General features: G+C 67.9%; 18 protein-coding genes and 1 pseudogene. 6 read left to right on the top strand and 13 right to left on the bottom strand.

Translation table 11 applies throughout. The features are described from left to right. Together ACSVDD_RS23365 and ACSVDD_RS23370 are read left to right on the top strand one after the other, a co-directional pair. Positions 1 to 638, top strand: a pseudogene (locus ACSVDD_RS23365) (beta strand repeat-containing protein); the annotation flags it as partial. Positions 639 to 795: 157 nt separating this feature from the next. Next, the gene (locus ACSVDD_RS23370) at positions 796 to 2865 is read left to right on the top strand and encodes an O-linked N-acetylglucosamine transferase, SPINDLY family protein (protein ID WP_448191809.1); all 2070 of its coding nucleotides are present in this window, start codon (positions 796 to 798) and stop codon (positions 2863 to 2865) included. A 21-nt stretch (positions 2866 to 2886) separates the two neighbouring features. Here the strand turns inward: ACSVDD_RS23370 and ACSVDD_RS23375 are convergent, their stop codons facing one another. The 8 genes from ACSVDD_RS23375 to ACSVDD_RS23410 all read right to left on the bottom strand — a co-directional run bounded on the left by ACSVDD_RS23375 (position 2887) and on the right by ACSVDD_RS23410 (position 13468). Continuing rightward, the gene (locus tag ACSVDD_RS23375) at positions 2887 to 5925 is read right to left on the bottom strand and encodes an O-linked N-acetylglucosamine transferase family protein (protein ID WP_448191810.1); all 3039 of its coding nucleotides are present in this window, start codon (positions 5923 to 5925) and stop codon (positions 2887 to 2889) included. 87 nt (positions 5926 to 6012) lie between these two features. Beyond that, a complete protein-coding gene (locus ACSVDD_RS23380) occupies positions 6013 to 7026 on the bottom strand; it encodes a GHMP family kinase ATP-binding protein (RefSeq protein ID WP_448191811.1) in 1014 nt (337 codons plus the stop codon). After that, positions 7023 to 7724: a nucleotidyltransferase family protein gene (locus ACSVDD_RS23385; RefSeq protein WP_448191812.1), complete on the bottom strand. Its 702-nt coding sequence runs from the start codon at positions 7722 to 7724 to the stop codon at positions 7023 to 7025. The genes ACSVDD_RS23380 and ACSVDD_RS23385 overlap by 4 nt, the downstream gene beginning before the upstream one ends. A gap of 38 nt (positions 7725 to 7762) precedes the next feature. Continuing rightward, positions 7763 to 9283 (bottom strand): B12-binding domain-containing radical SAM protein, encoded by a 1521-nt coding sequence (locus ACSVDD_RS23390; RefSeq protein WP_448191813.1) that lies wholly within the window; start codon positions 9281 to 9283, stop codon positions 7763 to 7765. 8 nt (positions 9284 to 9291) lie between these two features. Further along, positions 9292 to 10236: an NAD-dependent epimerase/dehydratase family protein gene (locus ACSVDD_RS23395; RefSeq protein ID WP_448191814.1), complete on the bottom strand. Its 945-nt coding sequence runs from the start codon at positions 10234 to 10236 to the stop codon at positions 9292 to 9294. A gap of 11 nt (positions 10237 to 10247) precedes the next feature. Further along, positions 10248 to 11417 carry a DegT/DnrJ/EryC1/StrS family aminotransferase gene (locus ACSVDD_RS23400; protein ID WP_448191815.1) on the bottom strand — a complete coding sequence of 390 codons (1170 nt, stop codon included), beginning with the start codon at positions 11415 to 11417 and terminating at the stop codon, positions 10248 to 10250. A 16-nt stretch (positions 11418 to 11433) separates the two neighbouring features. Further along, the gene (locus ACSVDD_RS23405) at positions 11434 to 12522 is read right to left on the bottom strand and encodes an alpha-ketoacid dehydrogenase subunit beta (RefSeq protein WP_448191816.1); all 1089 of its coding nucleotides are present in this window, start codon (positions 12520 to 12522) and stop codon (positions 11434 to 11436) included. After that, on the bottom strand, positions 12503 to 13468 hold the full coding sequence (locus ACSVDD_RS23410; RefSeq protein WP_448191817.1) for a thiamine pyrophosphate-dependent dehydrogenase E1 component subunit alpha: 966 nt from the start codon (positions 13466 to 13468) through the stop codon (positions 12503 to 12505). Before ACSVDD_RS23410 ends, ACSVDD_RS23405 begins: the two co-directional genes overlap by 20 nt. Positions 13469 to 13700: 232 nt before the next feature. Between ACSVDD_RS23410 and ACSVDD_RS23415 the strand changes: the two genes are divergently transcribed. From ACSVDD_RS23415 to ACSVDD_RS23430, 4 genes are all read left to right on the top strand, one after another. Next, a complete protein-coding gene (locus ACSVDD_RS23415) occupies positions 13701 to 14561 on the top strand; it encodes an FkbM family methyltransferase (RefSeq protein WP_448191818.1) in 861 nt (286 codons plus the stop codon). An 87-nt stretch (positions 14562 to 14648) separates the two neighbouring features. After that, positions 14649 to 15782, top strand: coding sequence for an LPS export ABC transporter permease LptF (gene lptF, locus ACSVDD_RS23420; RefSeq protein WP_448191819.1), 1134 nt, complete (start codon positions 14649 to 14651; stop codon positions 15780 to 15782). A 9-nt stretch (positions 15783 to 15791) separates the two neighbouring features. Next, positions 15792 to 16742 carry a glycosyltransferase family 9 protein gene (locus tag ACSVDD_RS23425; RefSeq protein WP_448191820.1) on the top strand — a complete coding sequence of 317 codons (951 nt, stop codon included), beginning with the start codon at positions 15792 to 15794 and terminating at the stop codon, positions 16740 to 16742. A gap of 21 nt (positions 16743 to 16763) precedes the next feature. Next, positions 16764 to 17096 carry a DUF1491 family protein gene (locus ACSVDD_RS23430; protein ID WP_448191821.1) on the top strand — a complete coding sequence of 111 codons (333 nt, stop codon included), beginning with the start codon at positions 16764 to 16766 and terminating at the stop codon, positions 17094 to 17096. On the opposite strand, the gene ACSVDD_RS23435 is transcribed toward ACSVDD_RS23430, so the two are convergent. The 5 genes from ACSVDD_RS23435 to ACSVDD_RS23455 are packed head-to-tail and all read right to left on the bottom strand — an operon-like array spanning position 17093 to position 22405. Next, the gene (locus ACSVDD_RS23435; RefSeq protein WP_448191822.1) at positions 17093 to 17860 is read right to left on the bottom strand and encodes a M15 family metallopeptidase; all 768 of its coding nucleotides are present in this window, start codon (positions 17858 to 17860) and stop codon (positions 17093 to 17095) included. The two genes, ACSVDD_RS23430 and ACSVDD_RS23435, sit on opposite strands and share 4 nt — an antisense overlap. Before the next feature lies 1 nt (position 17861). Next, positions 17862 to 18206 carry an STAS domain-containing protein gene (locus tag ACSVDD_RS23440; RefSeq protein WP_448191823.1) on the bottom strand — a complete coding sequence of 115 codons (345 nt, stop codon included), beginning with the start codon at positions 18204 to 18206 and terminating at the stop codon, positions 17862 to 17864. A gap of 32 nt (positions 18207 to 18238) precedes the next feature. Then, positions 18239 to 20350 carry a PP2C family protein-serine/threonine phosphatase gene (locus ACSVDD_RS23445; RefSeq protein ID WP_448191824.1) on the bottom strand — a complete coding sequence of 704 codons (2112 nt, stop codon included), beginning with the start codon at positions 20348 to 20350 and terminating at the stop codon, positions 18239 to 18241. 10 nt (positions 20351 to 20360) lie between these two features. Continuing rightward, entirely contained in the window at positions 20361 to 21635 is a 1275-nt protein-coding gene (locus tag ACSVDD_RS23450; protein ID WP_448191825.1) for a HAMP domain-containing protein, read from the bottom strand. Then, a complete protein-coding gene (locus ACSVDD_RS23455; protein WP_448191826.1) occupies positions 21632 to 22405 on the bottom strand; it encodes a hypothetical protein in 774 nt (257 codons plus the stop codon). Before ACSVDD_RS23455 ends, ACSVDD_RS23450 begins: the two co-directional genes overlap by 4 nt. Between the last annotated feature and the right edge of the window lie 7 nt (positions 22406 to 22412).

Genomic DNA, 22412 nt, shown 5'->3' on the forward strand with positions numbered 1-22412 from the left:
CGAGCCAGTTGGGCGGGCTGTCGACCACCAACCTGTCGCAGCTGTCCTCCAGCCAGGTGGCGGCGCTGAGCGCCACCCAGGTCAAGGGGCTGAGCACCTCGCAGATCAACACGCTGTCGACTTCGGACTTCGCCGAGCTGACCTCGACCCAGCTAGGGGCGCTGAGCACCACCCAGGTGAACGTGTTGACCACCAGCAGCATCGCTCAGCTGAGCACGGTACAGCTGTCCGGTCTGACTTCGACGCAGATTGGCGTCCTGTCGACCAGCAACTACTCGCAGCTGTCCTCCAGCCAGGTTGCGGCACTGACCACCACCCAGGTGAAGGGCGTCTCGACCACGCAGATCAGCGCGCTCTCCACTTCCGATCTGGCCGAACTCGCCTCGACGCAGATCGGTTCTCTAACCACCTCGGCCATCGCGTCGTTGTCCACGACCAATATCGGTCAGCTGTCCACGACCCAGATTACGGGTCTGACCACAACGCAGGTCTCCAGCTTCACGGTGACGCAGATCCCGTCGCTGTCGACCACCGATATTTCGGCCATGACCAGCACACAGGCGAACGCCTTCACTCAGACGCAGGTGGGCGCCATGACCACCCCTCAGGTCAACACCTGGGTCTCGGTGCTGCCGTAAGGTTCACGAGAATCCCGGATGACCTAACGGTCACCACATTGGAGTGCCCGATTAATGCAAAATTGATCGGGCACTCTTTTATGCGTTAGGGTGTTCGCGCGCTGCGCGAGATCGGTGCGTTTTTCCTCCAGACTATCCTGAGCAGGAGCCTTCCGGAGTGACGGACAACGTTTTCCTGTCGGCGGTGAAGCGACTCAGCGAAGACGCGCTGACTGTCCTTGAGCTGATTGAAGCCTGTGAAGCGCTGCGTCGGATTGATAGAATTGACCTCGCCATCCAGCTCTACCGCCTATGGATCGCGGGCAATGCCGGCCATCCGGCGATTCCCGCTTGCCACTTCAACCTCTCGGCGTCGCTGTCGGCTGTGGGCGAGTTGGAGGCCGCACGCGATGCCCTGGAGCGATCCATCTCCATCAACCCCGACTTCTACCCGGCCTACATCAACCTTGGCGGGGTGTATGAGCAACTGGGGAACACGGAGCAGGCGCTGCTCAAATGGCTGACGCTGTCCGATCGGCTGGCGTCGATCACCGGCAACAACATCCGCTTGAAGGTAGAGGCGCTGAAACAGGTTGGCCGGGTCCTCGAAGCAGCACAAAAGAGGCCTGAGGCCGAGGTGGCCATGCGGGATGCCTTGGAGGTCGACCCCAGCCAGATCGACGTGGTGCAGCAGTATATCGCCTTGCGCATGGAGCAGTGCAAATGGCCAGTCATCGAGCCTTGGGCGGAGGTCAGCCGGAAGGCGCTGATGAATGGTATCGGCCCACTCTCCCTAGCGGCCTACACCGACGACCCGATGCTGCAGTTCGCAACAGCCCTGAACTACAGTCGAACCCAGACTGCCGCTCCGCAACTTGACCTTGAGGCTGAGCGTCGTGCCTCGGATTGGAAGCGGCCATCAGGGCGCCTGCGGATTGGCTACGTCTCCTCCGACATGCGGGAGCACGCGGTCGGCTATCTCACGGCGGAGTTGTTCGAACGGCATGACCGTGAGACCGTGGAGGTCTTCATCTACTACTGCGGGCTGCCGGCCAGCGACGCCATCAATATGCGCATTAAGGCTGCCGCCGAGCATTGGGTGGACATCTCGGCGATGGATGACCTTGCGGCAGCGCGGCGCATCGCTGAGGATGCCATCGACATTTTGGTCGACTTGAACGGCTATACGCGGAGCGCACGCCTGAAGCTCTTTGCCATGCGACCGGCCCCAATCATAGTCAACTGGCTTGGCTATCCGGGTACGCTGGCCAGCCCATTCCACCACTACATCATTGCGGACGACTGGATCATCCCGGAAGACCACGAAATCTACTATTCCGAGAAGGTGCTGCGACTGCCCTGCTACCAGCCGAACGACCGAAAGCGGGCCATCGTTCCACACCGGCCGACCCGCGCGGAAGCTGGGTTGCCGGAGGACGCCGTCGTTTACTGCTGCTTCAACGGCACTTACAAGATCAACCGCTTCACCTTCGAACGCTGGATGCACATCCTGGCCCAGGTGCCGAACAGCGTTCTCTGGCTTTTGGAAAGTGACGGCGCGACCGTCATGCGTCTGAGGGAAACGGCTGAGCGGCGCGGCATCGCTGGTGACCGGCTGATTTTCACGCAGAAACTGGCGAATCCCTTTCACCTCGCCCGTTACCCACTTGCCGATCTGTTCTTGGATACCGCCCCCTATGGCGCGCACACCACCGCTTCGGACGCGCTGTGGATGGGCGTGCCGATCCTCACGCTGTCAGGCCGCGGCTTCGCCTCGCGGGTGTGCGGCAGCCTTGCACGTGCCGCCGGGCTGCCGGAGCTGGTCTGCTCCACCGTCGATGCGTACGTAGAGCGCGCGGTGGCGCTGGGCAACGACCCGATCCAGTTGCAGACCTATCGCGACCGACTCGCGCACGAACGTGATCGCTGCGTGCTGTTCGACATGGACCTGCTCGCCCGCCGCCTGGAGGAGCTGTACGGCCTCATGCAGAAGGATCTGGAGGAGGGGCGTCTGCCGCGCCCGGACCTCGACAATCTGGAGATGTACCGAGAGGTCGGCCTGGAGGAGGACCACGAGTCCATCGAGGTCGGGCAGATCGCGGATTACCAGGGCTGGTACCGGGCACGGCTGGCGAGCCAACACCATCGTTGGCCGGTCCCGACCGATCGCCGGCTGTGGACCGCTGCGGACCGGGCCCGCGCCGAAAGCTCCGCCCCGGCCGCCCCGGCCGAGGTGGGCGCCGACTGACGGCCGGCGCCGTCCGCCGGCCTATCCGTTGCGAACCGCCAGCACGTCCATGCTGAAGCGGAAGCGTTCGTTGACCGCATAGCCCGACGGCGTGAAGCCGTGCTTATCGAGCAGCGCGTAGAGGCGGGCGCGGGAAAAGTTGTGGTGATTGGCGATCTCGCCCCAATAGGGGTTTTCCTTCCGCTGGTCGGCCAGCCGCCAGACCGCCGAGCCCATGTTGGGCAGCGACAGCACCAGCACGCCGCCCGGCCGCAGCAGCCGGTGATAGTGGCGCAACCCGGCTATTGGATCGGGCAGGCGCTCCAGCCCGTTCAGCACGCTCAGCACGCTGAAGCGGCCGGGCTGGTCCAGGCTGCCCGTGTCGCCGCAGTGCACCTCGCAACCCACCTGCCTGAGCGCGGTCACCACCGCCTCGTCCGGGTCCAGGCCGACAGGGTTGTAGCCCCATTCGGCCGCGGTGAGCAGCAGTGAGGCGTTTCCAATGCCCACGTCCAGCCAGTCGCCGCCGTCCATCAGGCCGGCGACCCGCTCCACGGTCTTCGCAAAGATACGGCGCAGCGGCTCCAGATCCTGGGTGAGGATCTGCGCGGCGTTGGGTGCGCGCAGCCGCGCTGCGATCTCTGGGGCGAGGTGGCCGTCGGTGAAGACATGCCCGCAGTTGGCGCACTCACACCACGTCATGATCTGCGGGATTGCCGGAGTGTAGAGCGGGTGCCAGGAGCAGTCGGCCTCCAGCACTGGCGGGAAGGTGCCGTGGCCGCATAGGGGGCAGCCTTGGTAGGGAATGCGCGCGGGCCGATCCGGTGCCGGTGCCTCCGCCTTCGCGGCCACCGGTGGCGTGGAGGGCAGGGAGGGTGCGGCGGATGCCGTTCCCTCGGCGGTCACCGCGAAGGGCTGGGGCGCTCCGCCGGAGCGCCAGATCTCCCACATGCGCGTGTAGGCCGCTTCCAGGCCGCGAGTGTAGCGCGCGATGTCGAACAGAGGTGCGGTCAGTCGGTTTTCGGCCAGCCGCTGGCGCAACGCCCGAAGCTCGTCCGGAGTCGAGGCCAGCCGCAGGGCAAGCGCCTCGTACTCCTCCAGCGAGTGGGTGACCAATTCCGGCAGTCCTGCGGCGCGCACGAGGCTGCCCGCGACGCGCCCCACGAAGGCCTCGCCGGCCAGGGTTAACACCGGCAGCCCGGCCCACAGCGCGTCGGACGCTGTGGTGTGGGCATTGACCGGCAGCGTGTCGAGGAACAGGTCGGCCAGCCGATGCCGCGACAGGTGCAGCGGCAGCGGCATCATCGGCGAGAAGACCAGCCGCTCCGGGTCGACATCGTGCTCCGCGGCAGCGCGGCGCAGGTTGGTCTTGACCGGCGTGTTGGTCTCGAGAAGCCAGATCACGCTGTTGGGAATCGCCTTCAGCAGGCGCATCCACATGGCAAAGAATGTCCGGGTGATCTTGTAGGGCCCGTTGAAGCTGCAGAAGACGAAGCCATCCTCCGGCAACCCGCACTGGGCGCGCGTCGGCGTCTGCTCGGCGATCACCCGCTTGGTGTCGTTCGGCTGGTAGCAGTCAGGCAGGTGGACGATCTTTTCCGAATAATAGGGCTGCCGGTCCATCGGCACGATGAACGGGTCGACGACGATGTAGTCCATGAAGTCGGCGCCGGTTGTGCCGGGGAAGCCCAGATAGTTCACCTGGATGGGCGCCGCGCGGTAGGCCATGATCTCGGTGCGGGCGTGCTGCGTGTAGCCCTTGAGGTCGACCAGGATGTCGATGCCGTCCGCGTGGATCCGCTGGGCCACGTCAGCGTGCGGCGTGGTGCGCACGTCCACGAAGCGGTCGAAGCCGCGCACCAGGCGCGCGCGGGTCTCGCTGCCATCGTCGGGACCGTAGGAATAGCCGGTGATGTGGAAGCGCGAGCGGTCGTGCCGCTCGAACAGCTCCGCCATCAGGAAGGCGGTGGCGTGCTGGTGGAAGTCGGCGGAGAGGTAGCCGATGCGGATCGGGCCGTCGTGGCCGCCGGGCCGGCGCGGCGGTATGCGGTCGGCCGGCGGCGGCTCCAGCCCCTTGGCCCATTTGCGGGCGCAGATGAACTGCTCTTCCGACGTCGTGTCGGAAACCAGGAAGGCGAAGGGGGAGACGCGGCCCAGCCCTTTGCGCACCACCTCGCGCAGCCGGTCCTCGTTCGGCTTCTCATCGGTCCAGTCGCACAGGGCGCGGCGCTGGTAGACGAGGCTGCTCAGCGCTTCGTAATAATCGGGACGGTATCTCAGCGCCTCCTGGAAAGACGCCACCGCCTCCTCGCGCCGAACCTCGTCCTGGAAGGCGCAGCCGAGATTGTAATGCGCCTCGGGATAGGTGGGGTTGAGGCGCAGCGCCATCTGGAAGGCTTCGATGGCTTGCGGGTACTTGCCCTGCTTGACGTAGGTGATGCCGAGGTTGTTGTAGGCCTCCTGGAAGTTCGGCCGGTCGCGCAACGCCTGAGCGTAGCAGGCCTCCGCATCGTCCAGCTTTCCCTGCTCCTTCAACACGTTGCCCATGTTGTTGTAGACCTCGGGGAACGGGGAGCGATGCTTGGCGGCATACCGATAGGCTTCGACGGCTTCGCTGAAGCGGCCCTGGTCCGACAGCACGTTTCCGAGGTTGTATGCTGCCTCGGCGTAGTCAGGCTTCTGGCGGAGCGCCTCGCGGTAGCAGGCCTCGGCTTCGGCAAATCGCCGCTGCATGATCAGCACGATGCCGAGATTGCTGTGCGCCTCGGGATTTTGGGAACGCTGCTCGATCGCCTTACGGTAGCAGGCTTCCGCCTCGTCGAGTCGGCCCTGATCCTTGCGGACATTGCCCAGGTTGTTGAAGGCTTCCGGGAACATCGGCTGTATAGCCACAGCCTTGTTGATCAGCTCGGCGGCCTGATCCAGTTTTCCCGTCTGATACGCGATCAGGCCCAAGTGATGGACGGAGACGGGGTCGTCCTTGCGCTGGGCGAGTACCTCTCTGTAAAGACCCTCTGCCTCTTTGATCTGGCCAGCTTGGTGTGCCCTTATTGCTTCAGCAAGGATCTTATCGGCCAGCATGTCAGGAACCTTAACCAACCTGGGATGACTGATGCTGTAGCACACTACCGGGCGTTCGGGAAGTTGTACGCCCTGGCCGCGATCAGGTTACCGATTGGCCTGCCGGACATCGAATTCATTCGGCTCGTAGACGACGATCTTGGAACCGCCGTCGAAGCGGAAATTCACGGCGATCAAGTCCTTCAGACGCTCGCGCACGGCGGCTTGACGCTCGGCCGGCACGTAGAGCAGCAGGAACCCGCCGCCGCCGGCACCCAGCAGCTTGCCCCCCAGCGCGCCCGCCTCCCGCGCCGCCTCGTACAGCCCGTCGATCGCCCGGTTGGAGACCGCCTGTGACAGCTCCCGCTTCAGCATCCAGCCTTCGTGCAGCAACTGGCCCAACTGGTCCAGCGGGCTGTCCGGCGAGCAGAGGATCGCCGCCGCTTCGTCCACCATGGCGCGCAGCGTGTGAAGCTGGGTCTTGCGCTGGTCGAGCGTGGCGATCTTGTCCTTCTCGATGTCCGAGGCGATGCGCGAGAAGCCGGTGAAGTACAGCATCAGGCTGTTCTCCAACTCGGCGCGGCGCCCCGGCGTGATGATCAGGGGGCTGACGTCGATGCCGCCATCGGTGCGGAAATCGATGCGGTTCAGCCCGCCATAGGCCGCCCACATCTGATCTTGCGAGCCGACGCTTTCGCCGATCACCTGCTGCTCGATGTGGATCGCCTGATGCGCCAGTTCGTGCTTAGTGGCCATACGGCCGCGGTAGGCGTGCAGCGCGTTCAGCAGCCCCACCGTGAACGACGAGCTGGAGCCCAACCCGGAGCGCGCCGGCAGGTCGCCGTCGTGGTGGATCTCCAGCCCCTCGGTGATCTCCATCTCGCGCAGCACGGCGCGCACCGAGGGGTGTTTGATCTCCTCGATCGCCTTCACCAACTCGATGTTGGAATAGACGATGCGGTGCTTGTGCTCGAAGAACGGCGGCAGCGCCCGCACGTTGATGTAGCAGTACTTGTCGATAGCGCCGCCGATCACCGCACCGCCGTGCTTGCGGTACCATTGCGGAAAGTCGGTGCCGCCGCCGAACAGCGACACGCGGAACGGGGTGCGGCTGATGATCATGAGGTCTCTCCGGCGATGACCGCCGGCGCCCGCGCAAGGCTGTCGGGCGTGCCGATGTCGATGAAGCGGCCGTGCACCACCACGGCGTGCAGTGTGCCGGGCGGCAGCCGCTCCAGCACGTCGCGTTCCAGCGACACCGCGTCGGAGGCCGCGAGCCGGTCGAGGAACGCGGCCGAGAACAGGTAGACACCGGCGTTGACGGTGCCGCGGCCGGGCGATTTTTCGGCGAAGCGGACGACCCGGCCGGCGGCGTCGATGTCGACCCGGCCATAGCGCGCGGCATCCTCCACCTCGACGCACAGCACCGAGGCCTCGGCCCCCGACAGCCGGTGCGCCGCCACGAAGGCGCGCAGGTCGGCGTCGAGGAAGGTGTCGCCGTTCATCACCAGGACTGCGCCGGTCTTCAGTTCGTCGCGCACGAAGCGCAGCGCCCCGGCGGTGCCGAGGGGCTGCGGTTCGATCTCGCAGACCACGTCCAGGGCGTGCCCGCCCTGCGCCAGCCACGCGGTCACCCGGTCGGCCAGATGCCCCAGGCACAGCACGACGCGCTTGGTGCCGTATTGTGCCAGATGGTCCAGCAGATGGCCGAGGAAGGCCCGCCCGGCGATGGGCGCCAGAACCTTGGGCGTGTCGCCGAGCACGCCGCGGATGCGCGTCCCCAGGCCACCGGCCAGCACGGCCACGTCGATGTCGCTCAAGGCGTCTTCAGGCCGCACCGCTGGTCCTTTCCGCTGGATCACTCCGAAACGTCCACCGGTTCCAGCAGCTTTCGGCGCAGCGTGTGCCGCGTCATCTGCTTGATGTGGACGCTGGTCGAGGCGCCGAAGCGCTGATCGACCATCTTCAAGTACCGCGGATTGGTAAAATATTCCTGAAAAGCTCGGTCGCGGAACGCCAGCACCTCGGCCGCCGACGCCTTCTCGGTCGCCAATGGCTTGCAGTCGTAGCTGTGCTGCGAGAAGCCGCTCCAGCTGTCCGGCAGATCCCAGCCCTTCTCCACGGCGGTGGTGTAGAGCGGCGAGCCGGGGTAGGCCATGGCCGAGTAGAAGTTGGCGAACTCGCAGTTCAGCTCCAGCGCCAGGTCGAGCGTCTCGCGCATGGACTGGGCATCGTCATCCGGCAGGCCGAAGATGTAGTTGCCGATGACGTTGATGCCGGCCTGCTGGATGGCGCGGACGATGCCGACGATGTCCTCGCTCTTCAGCGCCTTCTTCGCCCCGTCGCGCACGTGCTTGGAGCCGGACTCGATGCCCAGCGCCAGCCAGCGGAACCCGGCGCGGCGCAGCATGTCCAGCATCGCCGGCTTCACCGTGTCGACCCGCGCGTAGGCCCAGAAGTTCAGGGCGCCGCCCAGCGCCTCGTTGCGCGGGATCAGCCCTTCGCAGATCGCGGTGACGTGCTTCTCGTTCAGCACGAACATCTCGTCGACGATCTTGAAGGTGCGCACCCCGTAGGTCTCGATGAGGATGTCGATTTCGCGCAGCACCGCCTCGGGGCTGCGGAAGCGGTAGCCGTTCTTGCCGAACGGCGCGTTGATGCAGCAGAAGCTGCATTTGTACGGGCAGCCCAGCGTCGTATAGATCGACGCGTACGGCTTGCGCGCGCCCAGATCGCCGAAGCACTGCCAGTTGTGCGCCCGGTAACGGTCCATCGGCAGCAGGTCATAGCTGGAGCCGGGCAGGTCGTGGTCCAGATCCTCGATCAGTGGGGCGGACGGGGTGCGGCGCACCGCGCCGTCCTGCCAATAGACGATGCCCGGCACCTCGGCGAAATCGGGAGCCTCGGCCTTCAGCGCGCGGACCAGCGTCTCCACCGTAACCGGCCCCTCGCCGGTGCAGGCGAAGTCCACCGCCTCCTCGCGCAGCGTGCGCTCGGGCAGCGCCGCCACGTGGCCGCCGACGATGATGATCGGCACCTCGGGTGCGGCGTCCTTGATGGCGCGGCAGGCCGGGGCGGCGGCGGCCATCATCTGCGTCGAGGCGGACGGCTGGTGGCCGTAGACGATCATGGCGACCAGCCGCGGCGCCATCTCCGCCACGTGCAAGGCCACCGTTTCCGCCCCCCAGCGCTCGGCCTCGCTGTCGATGATGGCGACGCGGTGCTCCTTCAGGCGGCAGTAGGTGGCGATGAGGCCGGCCCACAGCGGCGGTTCCACCGCCGTCAGCTCCTCGCCCAGCTCCTGGTAGATGGCGTCGCGGCCACCGGGGGTGATGAGCAGCAGGTCGATCTGCGTCGAAGCGGGCGGCTGGCCGGTCATGATCGGACTCACACGTTGCCGTGCACGGCGTTGCGGATCATCCGATAGCCCTTGGTCAGTTCGCGGATGCCGTCGTCCAGCGAGAAGGCGGGCTTGTAGCCGGTCCCCTCGATGCGCTCGTTGGAGACGATGTAGTCGCGCTTGTCCGGGTCCTCGCCGATGGGGGATTCGATGAAGACGAACTTCGGCAGGTGCTCGCGGATCTTCTCGCACAGCTCCCACTTGGAGATGTTCGCGTCCGACAGGCCGACGTTGTAGGGCCGGTCCTTCATCGTCTCGAAATTATCCAAACCGTGCAGGAAGGCGCGCGCCACGTCGCGGATGTGGATGTAGTTGCGCTTGAAGTGCGGCTCGAACAGGATCACCGCGCGGTCGAAGATGGCGCGGTAGACGAAGTCGTTGACCAGCAGGTCGATGCGCATGCGCGGCGCCATGCCGAACACGGTGGCGAGGCGGAAGCTGATGGCGTTGCCGCGCTCCAGCACCGCGGCCTCGGCCTCCACCTTGGTGCGGCCGTAGAGCGAGATCGGACGCAGCGGCGTCTCCTCGGTGCAGAACTTGCCCTGCTCGCCGACGCCGTAGCCGGAGTTGGTGACCGGCATCATGATGCGCTGCTCGCGCGACAGGAGCCTGGTCAGGCTGACCACGGCGTCGCGGTTGGTGGTGGTGGCCGCGGTCTTGTCGATGTCGCACAGGGGCGCACCGACCAGGGCGGCCAGCGGCAGCACCACGTCGGCCGTCTTGAGCAGCGGCTTGAGCGTCTCTTCGTCGCGGGCGTCGCCGCGCACCACGTCGAAGCCCGGATGCGCGCAGACGTGCGCCAGCGGGTTCTGCTTGAACATGAAATTGTCCAGCACGGTGACGCGGTGCCCGGCGTCGAGCAGCGCCGGCACCATGATGGAACCGAGATAGCCGGCGCCGCCGGTGACCAGGATGTTCAGGTTCTCAGCCATGACAAGCGCCCTCAGCGGCAGGTGGTGTCGAGCACGTCGCGCAGGCGCGTGATCTGCGCCGACAGGTCGTGCGGATGGTTGCCGACGAAGAAGCCGAGATCGTGCGCCAGATAGGCGTTCTCGATCGGCCCCACCGTGTCGTAGTCGTAGTGCTTCAGCACGTCGTGGCGCAGGAAGCAGCCGCCGGTGATGATGCGGAAGCCGATGTCGGCGTCCTTCAGCGCGGCGAACACCGTCTCGCGGTCCGGCTTGGCGGCCGGGTTGAGAATGATGGTGAAGCTGAACGCCGACGAGGTGCCGTTCTCGCGCTGGATGATGAAGCGCTCGTCACCGGCGAACAGCTCCTGGAACAGCTTGAGATTCCGGCGCCGCGCCGCGGTCATGGCCGGCAGCTTCTTGATCTGCTCGCGCCCGACGGCGGCCTCCAGCTCCAGCGGGCGGACGTTGTAGCCGGGCAGGATGAAGCGGTACGCCTCGAAATGATCGGACGAGCGGCGCTCGTACAGCGGCGTGTCGGCCGGCAGGTCGCGCGTCCAGCCGTGCGCCCGCAAGCTGCGGCACAAGTGCGCCAGCTCCAGGTCGTCGGTGAGGATCATCCCGCCTTCCATCGTCGAGATGTGGTGCGAGAAGAAGAAGGAAAAGGTGTTGAGGTCGCCGAAGGTGCCGGTCTTCTTGCCGCCCAGCTCGGCGTCCATGGACTCGCAGTTGTCCTCAAGGACGTACAGGCCGTGGGCGTCGGCGAAGGCGCGGATAACGTCCAGCGCCGCCGGGTTGCCGAGGATCGACACCGGCACGATGGCCCGCGTTTTCGGCGTCAGCGCCTGTTCGAGCTTGGAGACGTCCATGTTGAGCGTGTCCAGCTCGACATCGACGAAGCGCAGCTTCAGGCCGTACTGCTGAAGCGGGTGGTAGGTGGTGGCCCAGGAGATCGCCGGGACGATGACCTCGTCGCCGCGTTGCAGCGGCCGGTCCTGCTTGTAGGCGAGCGCCGCCACGCCGACGAGGTTCGCCGACGAGCCGGAGTTCACCATGATGCCGTGCTTCGCTCCGAAATAGGCGGCGAACTCGCGCTCGAAGGCGGCGACCTCCTCGCCCATGGTGAAGCGGCCCGAGGCGATGACGCGCTGCATCGCCGCGATCTCTTCCGGCCCCCACGAGGACGCGGCCAACTCATAGAACATCGACGGGAAACTCCGATCAGAAGGGGCCGCGGAATTGGGTCTGGTAGGCGAGCCGGGTGCGCTCGGGGTCGGGCGTCCAGGCCGGAGCCTGCGGGCGGACCATGGCGTGGATCGTCGCGGCCACGGTGCCCGGATTGGGGTAGAAGCGATTCTCCAGCACCGGCGAGGGCGGGCAGGTCGTCGGCTCGAAGCCGATGCGCTTGACCGCGATCCCCGTGTCGCCCGCGCGCTCCAGCACCTGGGCGACGATCTCGGCGCCGGCGCCGCAGTTGACCCAGCCGTTGTCGGCGACCACCAGCCGTTTGGTGCGGCGCGCCGAGGCCACGATGGTGTCGATGTCCAGCGGGCTCAGCCAGATGGGATCGATCACCTCGGCCGAGACGCCGGCCTCGGCCAGCAGTTCGCGGGCGCGCAGGCACTCCACCACCATGTTGGAGATGCCGACCACGGTGACGTCGCCGCCGGGCGCCACGACGCGCGCCTTCCCCGGCCGCACCTCGTAGGCCTCCTCGGGCACGTACGCCTCGGTCGGGTAGAGCAGCCGGTGCTCCATGAAGATGACGGGGTTGTCGTCGCGGATCGCCGCGATCATGCAGCCCTTGACGTCGTGCGCGTTGCTCGGCGCCGCCACCTTCAGCCCCGGCACGTGCATGAACATGGAATGCAGCGCCTGGGAGTGCTGCGCCCCCTGGCCCCAGCTCTTGCCGATCATCGAACGCACCACCAGCGGCACGCTGACCGAGCCGCCGTACATGTAGCGCGCCTTGGCGGCGATGTTGACCAGCTGGTTCATGCACAGCAGCAGGAAGTCCATGCGGATGTGCGTGTGGATCGGGCGCATGCCGGCCATGGCGGCGCCGATGGCCACCCCGGTCATGGCATCCTCGGACAGCGGCGTGGTGAACACCCGCTCCGCCCCGAATTCGCTCAGCAGGCCCTTGGTCGAGCCCTGGATGCACTTGTGGTCGTCGACGTCCAGGCCGAAGACGAAGACGCTCTCGTCGCGGCGCATCTCCTGGGCGAACGCCTCGTTCAGGGCATCGACGTAGCGCAGCAGGCGTCCCACGCTCCGGTCAAGCCCCTGCTCAAGCATAGACGTGCTCATAAAGATCCTCGGGGTCCGGGAAGGGGCTGGACTCGGCGAAGGCGAACGCGGCGGCGACCGCGGCCCGCACCTCGGCGTCGATGCGCGCGACCAGATCCGGGTCGAGCCCGCGGGCCACGCCCCGCACCTGATCGTTCTCGATCCACGGGATCAGCTCGGCCTGCGAGCGGTAGCCCTGGTCGTAGTCCTGGTTGGGGCCGACATGCTCCTGCCAGCGGTAGCAGTCCACTTCGAGGAACGCCGGGCCGCCGCCGTCGCGCATGGCGCGCACGGCCTCGTCGGCACGGGCGCGCACGTCGAACACGTCGCCGCTGGAAATGCGTTGCGTCGGGATGCCGTAGGTGGCGACGCGCTCGCACAGCCGGTCGGTGGCCCAGCGCTTGGCGAGCGGCTCGTGGATGGCGTAGCCGTTGTTCTCGCACACGAACAGGATCGGCAGCTTGTGCAGCGCCGCGAAGTTCAGAGTTTCGGCGAGGCAGCCCTCCTCCGACGCGCCGTCGCCGAAGAAGCAGGCGACCACGCCACCGGTCTTGCGGCGCTTGGCGGCCAGCGCGTAGCCCGCGGCCACCGGGATCGAGGTGCCGACCACTGCCGAGCCGCCGATGACCCCGGCGGCGGTGTCCACCAGATGCATCGATCCGCCGCGCCCCTGGCAGCAGCCGGCCTTCTTGCCGTACATCTCGGCGACCATGGCGTTCATGTCGCCGCCCTTGGCGATGTAGGCGGCGTGCCCGCGGTAGGTGATCGAGACGTGGTCGCGCGGCTCCAGCACGTCGCACACGCCGACCGAGACGAACTCCTGGCCGATGGAGAGATGGACCGGGCTCTTGATCGTGTCGGTGGGGTAGACGCGCGCCACCTCCTCCTCCAACACGCGGATGAGACGCAGCTGGCGATAGAGGCGCACTCTCGTCGAAGCGTCGGCAGCGGAAGGCGGCATCACCATGGAGGCGGTCCAAGAGCTTGAGTGTGATTCACTTGGACTGGTTCATAACATCAGTTCTCCCAATTCGGGGAGACGTTTTTGGTCCAAGAAGGGCTCCGGGCCTGGGCGGACGGCGTGGTTTGGCTCCCGGCCGCGAGCCAAACCACTCCTTGCCACGACCCTGGCAATTGTCTATCCCAGTAAAATACGAAAATCCGCGGCGGGGCAGCCGCCCAGGGCGACGAGGGGCTCCATGGTCCAGACTGATCTTCCGCCATTCAAAGCGTTGACCGGTGTGGACGAGCGGATCAAGGTGGTCGACATCGGGGCGAATCCCATCGATTCCGCCCCTCCCTATGCGCCGCTGCTGCAGAACGGCATTGCGGATGTCGTGGGCTTCGAGCCGAACGGCGAGGCGTTGGCGACGCTCAACGCGCAAAAGGGGCCGTCCGAGACCTATCTCCCCCACGCCGTCGGCGACGGCAAGCGGCACACCCTGCGCTCCTGCACCGCGCCGGGCATGACCTCGATTCTGGAGCCCAACTCCAAGGTGCTGAACCTCTTTCACGGCTTTCCGGACTGGGGAACGGTGGTCTCCTCCGTGGAGATCGACACCGTAAGACTGGACGACATTCCGGAGACGGAAGGCGTCGACCTGCTGAAGATGGATATTCAGGGCGCCGAGTTGATGGTGCTGCGCAATGCGGAGGCCCGCCTTGCCGATACCCTGGTCATCCAGGCGGAAGTCGAGTTCCTGCAGATGTACGTCGACCAGCCGCTGTTCGGCGACATCGACGTGTTCCTGCGCCAGCACGGCTTCGTCTTCCATCGCTTCTACCCGACCGTCAGCCGCACCATTCAGCCGTTGCTGGTGGACAACAGCATCTATGCCGGGCTGAGCCAGCTGTTGTGGGCGGATGCGATCTTCGTCAAGGACTTTTCCAGGCTGGATCTCTTCACGGACCAGCAGCTTCTGCGCATGGCGACCATCATGCACGAGTGCTACCGGTCGATCGACTTGTCGCTTCACTTGCTGAACGAGTATGATCGCCGGTCCGGCACGGTGATGGCGTCGAACTATCTTGCGGGTCTCCAGAAGTCCGTACAACCGTAAGATGCCCGCCGCCTCTTCGCCTTGTCGCTTGACCGGGAGTGCGCGCCCCGTCAGCCTCCGGCCGCGTTTTGCTTGGACCTCGCGGTGATGATGAATCGACTGGAACGGTACCTGTTCCGCAACCTTCTGGTGGCGACGCTCTATTCGACCGCCGGCCTGACCGTGACCATCTGGCTCACGCAGTCGCTGCGGTTGATCGAGATCGTCGTCGAGGCCGGGGCGCCGCTGCGGCTGTTCCTATGGCTGCTGGTGCTGACGGTGCCGACGTTCCTCGGCGTCGTGCTGCCCATCGCGCTGGTGGGCGCGGTGCTGTTCACCTACAACCGGCTGACCATGGACAGCGAACTGGTGGTCATGCGCGCCGCCGGTGTCGGGCCGTTCCGGCTGGCGCGGCCGGCGCTGGTGCTGGCCGGCGGGGTGATGGCCACCGTCTTCGCGCTGAACCTCTGGCTGACGCCGGCCGCGCACCGCGAACTGGTGCACATGGAACACGCGGTGAAGAACGACTACTCGCAGCTGTTCCTGCGCGAGGGCGTGTTCAATGAAATGGGCGAACGGCTCAGCGTCTACGTGCGCGAGCGCGACCGCGAGGGCAACCTGCACGGCGTGCTGATCCATGACGCCCGCGTCCCCGGCAAGGCCGTGACCATCATGGGCGAGCGCGCCGTCATGGTCCCCGGCGAAACGGGGGCGCGCTTCATCGTCTTCAACGGTGACCGGCAGGAGATGGATCAGGCCAAGGGGCGCCTGTCGGAACTGTTCTTCGACCGCTACGCGGTGGACATCAAGGCGGTGTCGAGCGCTGCCGGCGAGCGCTGGCCGGACGCGCGCGAGCGCACCACCGCCGAACTGCTCGATCCGCCGCCGGAGATCGCCCAGTACGACCGCATGCTGCGGCAGATGCGGGCGGAGTTGCACCATCGCTTGTCCTCGCCGTTGTTCTGTCTGGCGTTCACGCTGGTGGCGTTGGCGAGCCTGCTGTCGGGTGAGTTCAACCGGCGCGGTCAAGCATCGCGGGTGACGATCGCGATCCTCGCCGTGGTGGTCCTGCAAGCGGCGTCGCTCGGCCTGACCAGTCTAGCGACCCGCCTGGGCGGGTTCATTCCGCTGATGTACGTGCTGCCGCTTCTGGTGGCGGTGCCGACCGTGTGGGTGCTGGCGCAAGGGCTGCGGCGCGGGCGGCGACCGCTGGCCTCGGCACCGACCCCGGCCGCCGGCTGAAGGCCGCCCGTGCGCGTCCTGTTCATCACCTCCAACCGGATCGGCGACGCGGTGCTGTCCACCGGCCTGCTCGGCCATCTGGTGGATTCTCACCCCGACGCCCGCTTCACCATCGCCTGCGGCCCCATCGCCGCACCGCTGCTGCGCGCCGTGCCGCGGCTCGACCGGTTGATCCCGCTCGCCAAGCGGCGGTTCGCGGGGCACTGGCTGTCGCTGTGGGCGGCTTGCGTCGGCACGCGCTGGGATCTGCTGGTCGATCTGCGCAATTCGGCCGTTGGCCGGCTGGTGCCGAGCCGCCGCCTCGTCACCCACCGCCGCATCCCCGGAATCCATAAGGTGGAGGAGATCGCCGCCGTGCTCGGCGTGACGCCGCCGCCCGCCCCGCGGATCTGGCTCGACGATGCGGCGCGGGCCGAGGCCGACCGCCTTCTGCCCGCCGGCACCCCGTTCCTGGCCATCGGGCCGACCGCCAACTGGCCGGGCAAGGAATGGCCGACCGCCCGCTTCGCCGAGTTGGCCCGCCGCCTCACCGGGCCGGCGGGCGTCCTGCCGGGTGCGCCGGTCGCGGTGTTTGCCGCCGGTTCGGAGGTGGAGCGGGCCCGCCCGCTGATCGCCGCGCTGGGGCCGGCGGCCATCGACCTCACCGGCCGCACCGACCCGCTGGCGGCCGCCGCTTGCATCGGCCGTGCGGCGCTGTATATCGGCAACGATTCCGGGCTGATGCACATTGCCGCGGCGGTTGGCACGCCGACCATCGGCCTGTTCGGCCCCGGTTACCCGGAAACCTATGGTCCGTGGGGGGAAAAGGCGCGTGCCGTGGTCAGTGCCGAGCCGCGCGACGCGCTGTTCACCCGCTGGCGGGCCAACGAGGGCGGCTTGATGGACGGCATCGCCATCGAGGCAGTGGAGGCGGCGGCGCACGCCCTGTGCCCTGCGGCCGACAGCGTCGTGATCCGATAAGCCGTCGCGAGGGAGAGGGGCATGGACGACCGTCTGCCGACCGAACTCTGGGTCATGGGGCACATCCGCGCCGCGGACTCGCAGGGTGTTTCCATGATGGTGCTGCGCAAGGGCGACCGGTCGCGCGGCACCGTGCTGCTGAAGATCAACCTGCTCGACCGGCGGTTCGTGGTGCTGGCCCAGGTCCGGCGCGACGAGCGGCTGGTCTGGTCGCGGGGAACCGGTCCCGGGCCGGTGGACGAGGCGACCGCCGACGCCTACATCGCCCGCCAGATCAAGTACGATTCCGACCTCTGGGTCGTCGAGGTGGAAGACCGCCAGGGGCGGCACTGGTTCGAAGGGCCGGTTGTTTAGGATCGCGGCGCGGCGACCGGGAAATTGAAAAAGGTTTGCGGGAACGGCTCGTCGCGCAGCGTGAAGTGCCACCATTCCTCGGGCAGCGGCTTGAAGCCGTGCTTGTCCATCAACTCGGCCAGCATGGCGCGGTTGTGTCTGGCGATCACACCCACCGCGGTGCTGTCGGGATGCGACGCCGGGTCGAAGCAATCGTAGTCGGTGCCGAAGTCCAGGGCGTTGTCGCGGAAGCGCTCCGTGTAGCCGGCCCGGCAATCCACCAGCGTGGTCTTTCCCTCCACGTAGGTCTCCGGTGCGCGCGCGTCGGCAGGGATCAGCGTCAGGTCCACCGTGCTGCCGCGCGAATGCCCGGATTTCTCGGCCACGTAACCCAGCTTGAAGAAATCTGCCTTGTTCACCATCGGGTAGAAGGCGGTCTTCATGGTCTGGTCGGCGACGTCCTTGCTCCAGCGGATGAAGTGGTCCACCGCCACTTGCGGACGGTAGCAGTCGAACACCTTGACCAGCAGGCCCGACGCCTTCACCTCCCGGTTCAGCCGGGCGAGCCCCTCGGCGGCCGGACGCGTGAGGATGCATTCCGGCGCGACGTAGCCGTCGATCGGACGACCGATGAAGTTGTGCGGCCCGTAGTAGCGCATCTCCTGCACGATGGTCGGGTCTACGGCCCGCAGATACACGAAGCCGTCCGGCAGCGGCTCGGCGCTCGCTGAAAAGCCGAACGACAAGGCGCACAACAGCGCCGTCGCGACGGTGCGGATGGACATGCTACCGGTCGCCGGCCAGTGCCGCGACGGCAGCCTCGGCGTTGGCGTGAATCTCGAACAGTGAGGAGAAGCCGCTGAGGTCGAACACCTCGCGGATGTGCGGGGACATCGCCGCCAGGATGATCCGGCACCCCACCGGCCTCGCGCGCTTGGCGGCCACCAGCAGCGAGCGCAGCCCGGCCGAGCTGATGTAGGCGAGTTGCGCCATGTCCACCACCACGCCGCTTCCCCCGGTGCCGACGGCCTCCACCAGCCGGGCCTCGAAGGCGGTGGCGTTGCTGCTGTCGATGCGGCCCGCCGGCTGCAAAAGGGTGCCGCCGGTGACCGGCGTTTCGCTGATGCCCATTCTCTGCCCCTACACGACGTGGTGTTCGGTCCTTATAGCACGGTCAGGCGCTTTGCCACCTCTGCCGCCTGCGCCACGGCACCGCGCCAGCGCACCACCAGACACGTGATGTCGTCCGACTGCGGCGCCCCGGCGGTGAAGCGGGCCAAGTCCGACAGGACCCCGTCCAGCCCCTCGCGTACGGGGGAGGCGGCCTGGGCGGCGAGCGCTTCGACCAGACGGTCGTCGCCGAACATCGCTTCCTCGCCGTTGAACGCTTCGGTCACCCCGTCCGTGAACAGGAAGACCACGTCGCCCGCATCGAGTTGGATTGACCGCTCGCCATAGGGCATGTCGGGCATGGCGGCCAGCGCCAGACCCGGCAAACGGCCCAGTTCCGCCACCGTGCCGTCGCGCTTCATGCGCAGCGGCGGGTTGTGCCCGGCGTTGGAGAAGGACAGGGCACCCGTCGTCAGGTCGAGCTCGCCGTAGAAGGCGGTGACGAACATCGACTGCTCGTTCTCGGCCGCCAGCAGATTGTTGACACGCCGCATGGTTTCGGCCGGACCGACGCCGGATTCGGCGACGGCGCGCAGCATGGTGCGGGCGACCAGCATGAAGAAGGCGGCGGGGATGCCCTTGCCCGACACGTCGGCGATGACGATGCCGACCTTGTCGTCCGTCACCGGGAAGAAGTCGTAGAAATCACCGCCGACCTCCTTGGCCGGGACCATCCGCGCGGCGACGTCCAGTTCGGCCAATTCGGGGAAAACGTTGGGCAGGATGCTCAGCTGCATGGTGCGGGCGATCTCCAGCTCCTGCTGGAGGCTGATGAGCTGCCGCTTGTCGGCCAGCGCCTCGCGCAGGTCGCGGACCAGTTGCACCAGTTGCACCTGCTGGGTACCGACCCGCGTCGCCAGCCGGCTGAAGCCAAGCGCCAGCAGGCCCAGTTCGTCGCCGACGCCTTTGGATTGGGCGGACTGCGGGTCGTAGGTTTCCTGCTCGATCTCGCGGAGTTCGTCGAGCAGGCTTTGCCGCGCCTCATCCTCCAGGGTGACGGCGAGCGTCTCCATCTGGCGGCGGATGAAGCGCTGCTGGCGGCGCATGCGGCGGTCGCGCTGCCCGGCGGCGCGCTCGATGTCGCGCATCACGCCGCGGAACACGTCCACCGCACCGGTAATCCGCCCGATCTCGTCGTTGCCCGAGGGCAGCTCGACATAGCCGGTGGACCGCCCGCCCGACAGGTCCTGCAACGCCTGCACCGCGGCATCCAGCGTCGCGAAGTTCTTGCGCAGGTACGAGAACAGCAGCGCCAGCGCGGTCAGCAGGACCAATGCGATGGCCGCCACGTAGGCCGCCGCCGACAAGCGCCGCTCCGCCACCGCCTGCGTCACGTCGGTGGCCACCAGCACCGTTGCGACACGCCCGCCGGACAGACCGGCGATCGGCAGGCGGACCAGCTGGTAGTGCCGGCCGTCGTACTCGACCGCGCCGACCTTCGCAGTGGCCGGAAGCAGATGCGGCCGCAGCGTCGGCCAGAGCGGGTCCGCCGCCTCGTCGACCGGCTCGCCGTCGCGGGACACGGCGAAGATCCGGCCCCCCGTCGCCCGGCGCAACGCGTCCAGCGCCACCGGCAGGCCGATGCCGGCCACCGCGGCGCCGGCCGCGTCGGTCCCGCCGGCATGCACTGCCAAGCCGGTCACCAAGACCAGCCGCTCCCCATCGGCAAGCCGGACACCGCGCGGCGGCGGCTGGCCCGACAGGATCGCGGCGACGTGCGCCGACCCCAGCAGCGGGGTGGGGGTCAGCGCCGCGTCGGAGCTGTAGAGCAGGTCGCCCGACGAGGAGAACAGGTTGAGGTCGCTCACCCCGTCGCGGCCCGGCAGGCCCAGCGCCTCGACCCGGCGGGCAAGCTCGCCACGGTCGCCGGCGCGCAACGCGCGGCCGACATCCGGGTCGGCGGCGAGCCTTCCAAGGCCAAGGTCGACCCGCCCGGCGGCGGTCGCCATGGCGAGCCGCCACGCGGTCTCCAGGCGGGCCAGTTCCAGCTCCTGGGCATGCCGGTCGGCGGTATCCTCACGCACACCGGCGATGCCGAGCAGCAGCGCGGCGACCACCGTGATGGTGGCGAGCACGAACAGCATGATGCGGGTCTGGAGCAGCATGGCCGGCCTCTCAGCGCCGCAGCGGAACGAAGGAACGGGCCAGCGGCGTCCCTGCCAGCGCCAGCACCAGCGCGGTCACGGCCAACGCGCCGGAGTCCCAGCCGAGCGCCGCGCCCCACAGCGCGGCGGCCCCGCCGCCGGCCGCCGCGGCGCGCAGAACCACGGCACTCCCGCCGCCGGCCCGCACCCGCGCATGGCGCAACGCCAGTCCGACAACACCTCCACCGGCCGCAGCCGCCGTCAGCAGCCCCGGCCATGGCGCCGGCACGGCGACCCAGGCGCCGAGGGGATCGGCCGCCAGCACCGCCGCCACGACGGCGGCCATCGAGATCGCCATGAAGGCACCGCCATCCTCAATGCTGGCGTCGGCCACCCGGCGCGGCGGCGTGGCCAGTCCCGGCCCGAGCGCCTCCAGCGTCCGCTGGCGGGTGCGCTCGACCTCCTGCGCCACCTCGGGATCGAAGACGGCGTGGCTCACCTCGTCCGCCTGCGCGGCGAAGCGCTGCCGGCGGTCATGCACCCGAAACACCACGGCGTTGAAGGCGAGTTGCACCCGCCCCATCTGGTCGCGCGGCCGGCGGTCGATCAGGGTGCCGAAATCGCCCTGCGCCGCCGCCGTCATGCGCCGGGCAAGGCGGTCCAGCGGGCCGCCCAGCGTACCCCGCACTGTTGCCGCCGCGACCGGCGCCAGCAGAAGCAGCATCGCGGCGATGCCGAGGAGCACCGGTATCCCGTCCCTGACGTTCTGCTCGAACGTCTGTTCGGACCGCACCCCGACCAGCACGTGCCCGACGATCTCGTGTCCCTTGGCCGGCCCCTTGGCTGAAGGGGCGCTGAGCGGCAGCCGGACGATCAGGAAGCCGTCGCGTTCGACCGGAAGCGCTCCGGTGCTCCCCACCGGCGGCTCGGCGGTGCCGAGCAGCGTCGCGGCCAACCGCTCCAGCGCGTCCCGCCCGATGCCGGATTCGTGGAGGACCACGCCCTCGCGCCCGGTCACCGCCAGGAAGCCCAGGTCGGCGTTCCGCTCATCGACGCCCTGGAGGTAGGGGCCGACACCCTCGATCCGCTCCAGCGGAATGCCGTGGCCAAGCGCGCGGGCCAGATCGCGCCGGACGGCCTCCGCCACCGCCGCGCCCTTGGTGGCCCGCACCTCGCCGAGCTGCTTGCGGGCCAGCACCACGCCGAACAGCCCGACGCCGATCATGGTCAGCAGGGCGGCCAGCAACACCGCGATGGAGAGGGTGGCCGCGAAAGTCCGCTGCGGAGGACGGGCGACGGTCGTCATGCCAGTTCGTCCAGCCGGGTCAGTTCGCGCTCAGCCTCGGCCAGCACGGCCATGCGCTGGCGCACGGCGTCGGCGAAGGCCCGAACGGGGAGGCCGAACGCGTCCGCGGCGGCTGGAGTGTTCGCGGCGTCCTGCGCCAGGGACTCCAGCTCCGTGGCGAGCGCCGACAGAGCCTCGCGGGGGCCTCGGGCCAGCCGCAGCCCGGCCGCCCAGGCCAGCAGTCCCACCAGCATCGCCACCGCAAGCGCGCCGATCGCCAGAGTCAGCCCGTAATGCCGGACCTGCTCCGCCACCACGCCGCCGGGCAGGCGCAGCAGGACGGCGCCGGCCGCCGTGCCGAACCCGGAGGCCAGCCAGACGCCATGGATGCGCTCCCCATCACGGTCGAGCGACCACGCCGTGCCTCCAGTGGCTTTGTCGTCTGTCGGCAGGCCGGCGACGGTTTCTCCGACCTCGACCGCGTTGGTCGAGAACAGGACGGTGGCGTCTTCGTCCAGGATGGCGACCGACAAGACCTTGGGCATGCTCGCCCGCGCCCCGTCAAGCAGCCCGTCGACCTGCGGCAGGTCGGCCAGCGCCAAGCCGATGGTCAGCCGCGCCTCCAGCGACGTCTTGACCTCGCTCAGCACGAAGCCGGCGTGCGAGGCGACGGACTCCTCCAGGCGCCGCTCCTGCCCGCGCGTCCACAGCGTCACCGCCGCCAGCGCCGCGGCGAGGACCGCCACCGCCACCAGCGTCGCCAACCGCCCCGTGAACCCGCCCGTGCCCATTCCGGCC

It is taken from the genome of Azospirillum terrae (assembly GCF_053470425.1).

Excerpts from the sequence above, each read along its gene's own strand:
- ACSVDD_RS23410 (WP_448191817.1), bottom strand. The coding sequence starts at position 13,468 with ATGGTGATGCCGCCTTCCGCTGCCGACGCTTCGACGAGAGTGCGCCTC.
- ACSVDD_RS23405 (WP_448191816.1), bottom strand. The coding sequence starts at position 12,522 with ATGAGCACGTCTATGCTTGAGCAGGGGCTTGACCGGAGCGTGGGACGC.
- ACSVDD_RS23445 (WP_448191824.1), bottom strand. The coding sequence starts at position 20,350 with ATGCTGCTCCAGACCCGCATCATGCTGTTCGTGCTCGCCACCATCACG.
- ACSVDD_RS23415 (WP_448191818.1), top strand. The coding sequence starts at position 13,701 with ATGGTCCAGACTGATCTTCCGCCATTCAAAGCGTTGACCGGTGTGGAC.
- lptF (WP_448191819.1), top strand. The coding sequence starts at position 14,649 with ATGATGAATCGACTGGAACGGTACCTGTTCCGCAACCTTCTGGTGGCG.
- ACSVDD_RS23375 (WP_448191810.1), bottom strand. The coding sequence starts at position 5,925 with ATGCTGGCCGATAAGATCCTTGCTGAAGCAATAAGGGCACACCAAGCT.
- ACSVDD_RS23450 (WP_448191825.1), bottom strand. The coding sequence starts at position 21,635 with ATGACGACCGTCGCCCGTCCTCCGCAGCGGACTTTCGCGGCCACCCTC.
- ACSVDD_RS23390 (WP_448191813.1), bottom strand. The coding sequence starts at position 9,283 with ATGACCGGCCAGCCGCCCGCTTCGACGCAGATCGACCTGCTGCTCATC.
- ACSVDD_RS23430 (WP_448191821.1), top strand. The coding sequence starts at position 16,764 with ATGGACGACCGTCTGCCGACCGAACTCTGGGTCATGGGGCACATCCGC.
- ACSVDD_RS23380 (WP_448191811.1), bottom strand. The coding sequence starts at position 7,026 with ATGATCATCAGCCGCACCCCGTTCCGCGTGTCGCTGTTCGGCGGCGGC.
- ACSVDD_RS23400 (WP_448191815.1), bottom strand. The coding sequence starts at position 11,417 with ATGTTCTATGAGTTGGCCGCGTCCTCGTGGGGGCCGGAAGAGATCGCG.
- ACSVDD_RS23435 (WP_448191822.1), bottom strand. The coding sequence starts at position 17,860 with ATGTCCATCCGCACCGTCGCGACGGCGCTGTTGTGCGCCTTGTCGTTC.
- ACSVDD_RS23395 (WP_448191814.1), bottom strand. The coding sequence starts at position 10,236 with ATGGCTGAGAACCTGAACATCCTGGTCACCGGCGGCGCCGGCTATCTC.
- ACSVDD_RS23455 (WP_448191826.1), bottom strand. The coding sequence starts at position 22,405 with ATGGGCACGGGCGGGTTCACGGGGCGGTTGGCGACGCTGGTGGCGGTG.
- ACSVDD_RS23440 (WP_448191823.1), bottom strand. The coding sequence starts at position 18,206 with ATGGGCATCAGCGAAACGCCGGTCACCGGCGGCACCCTTTTGCAGCCG.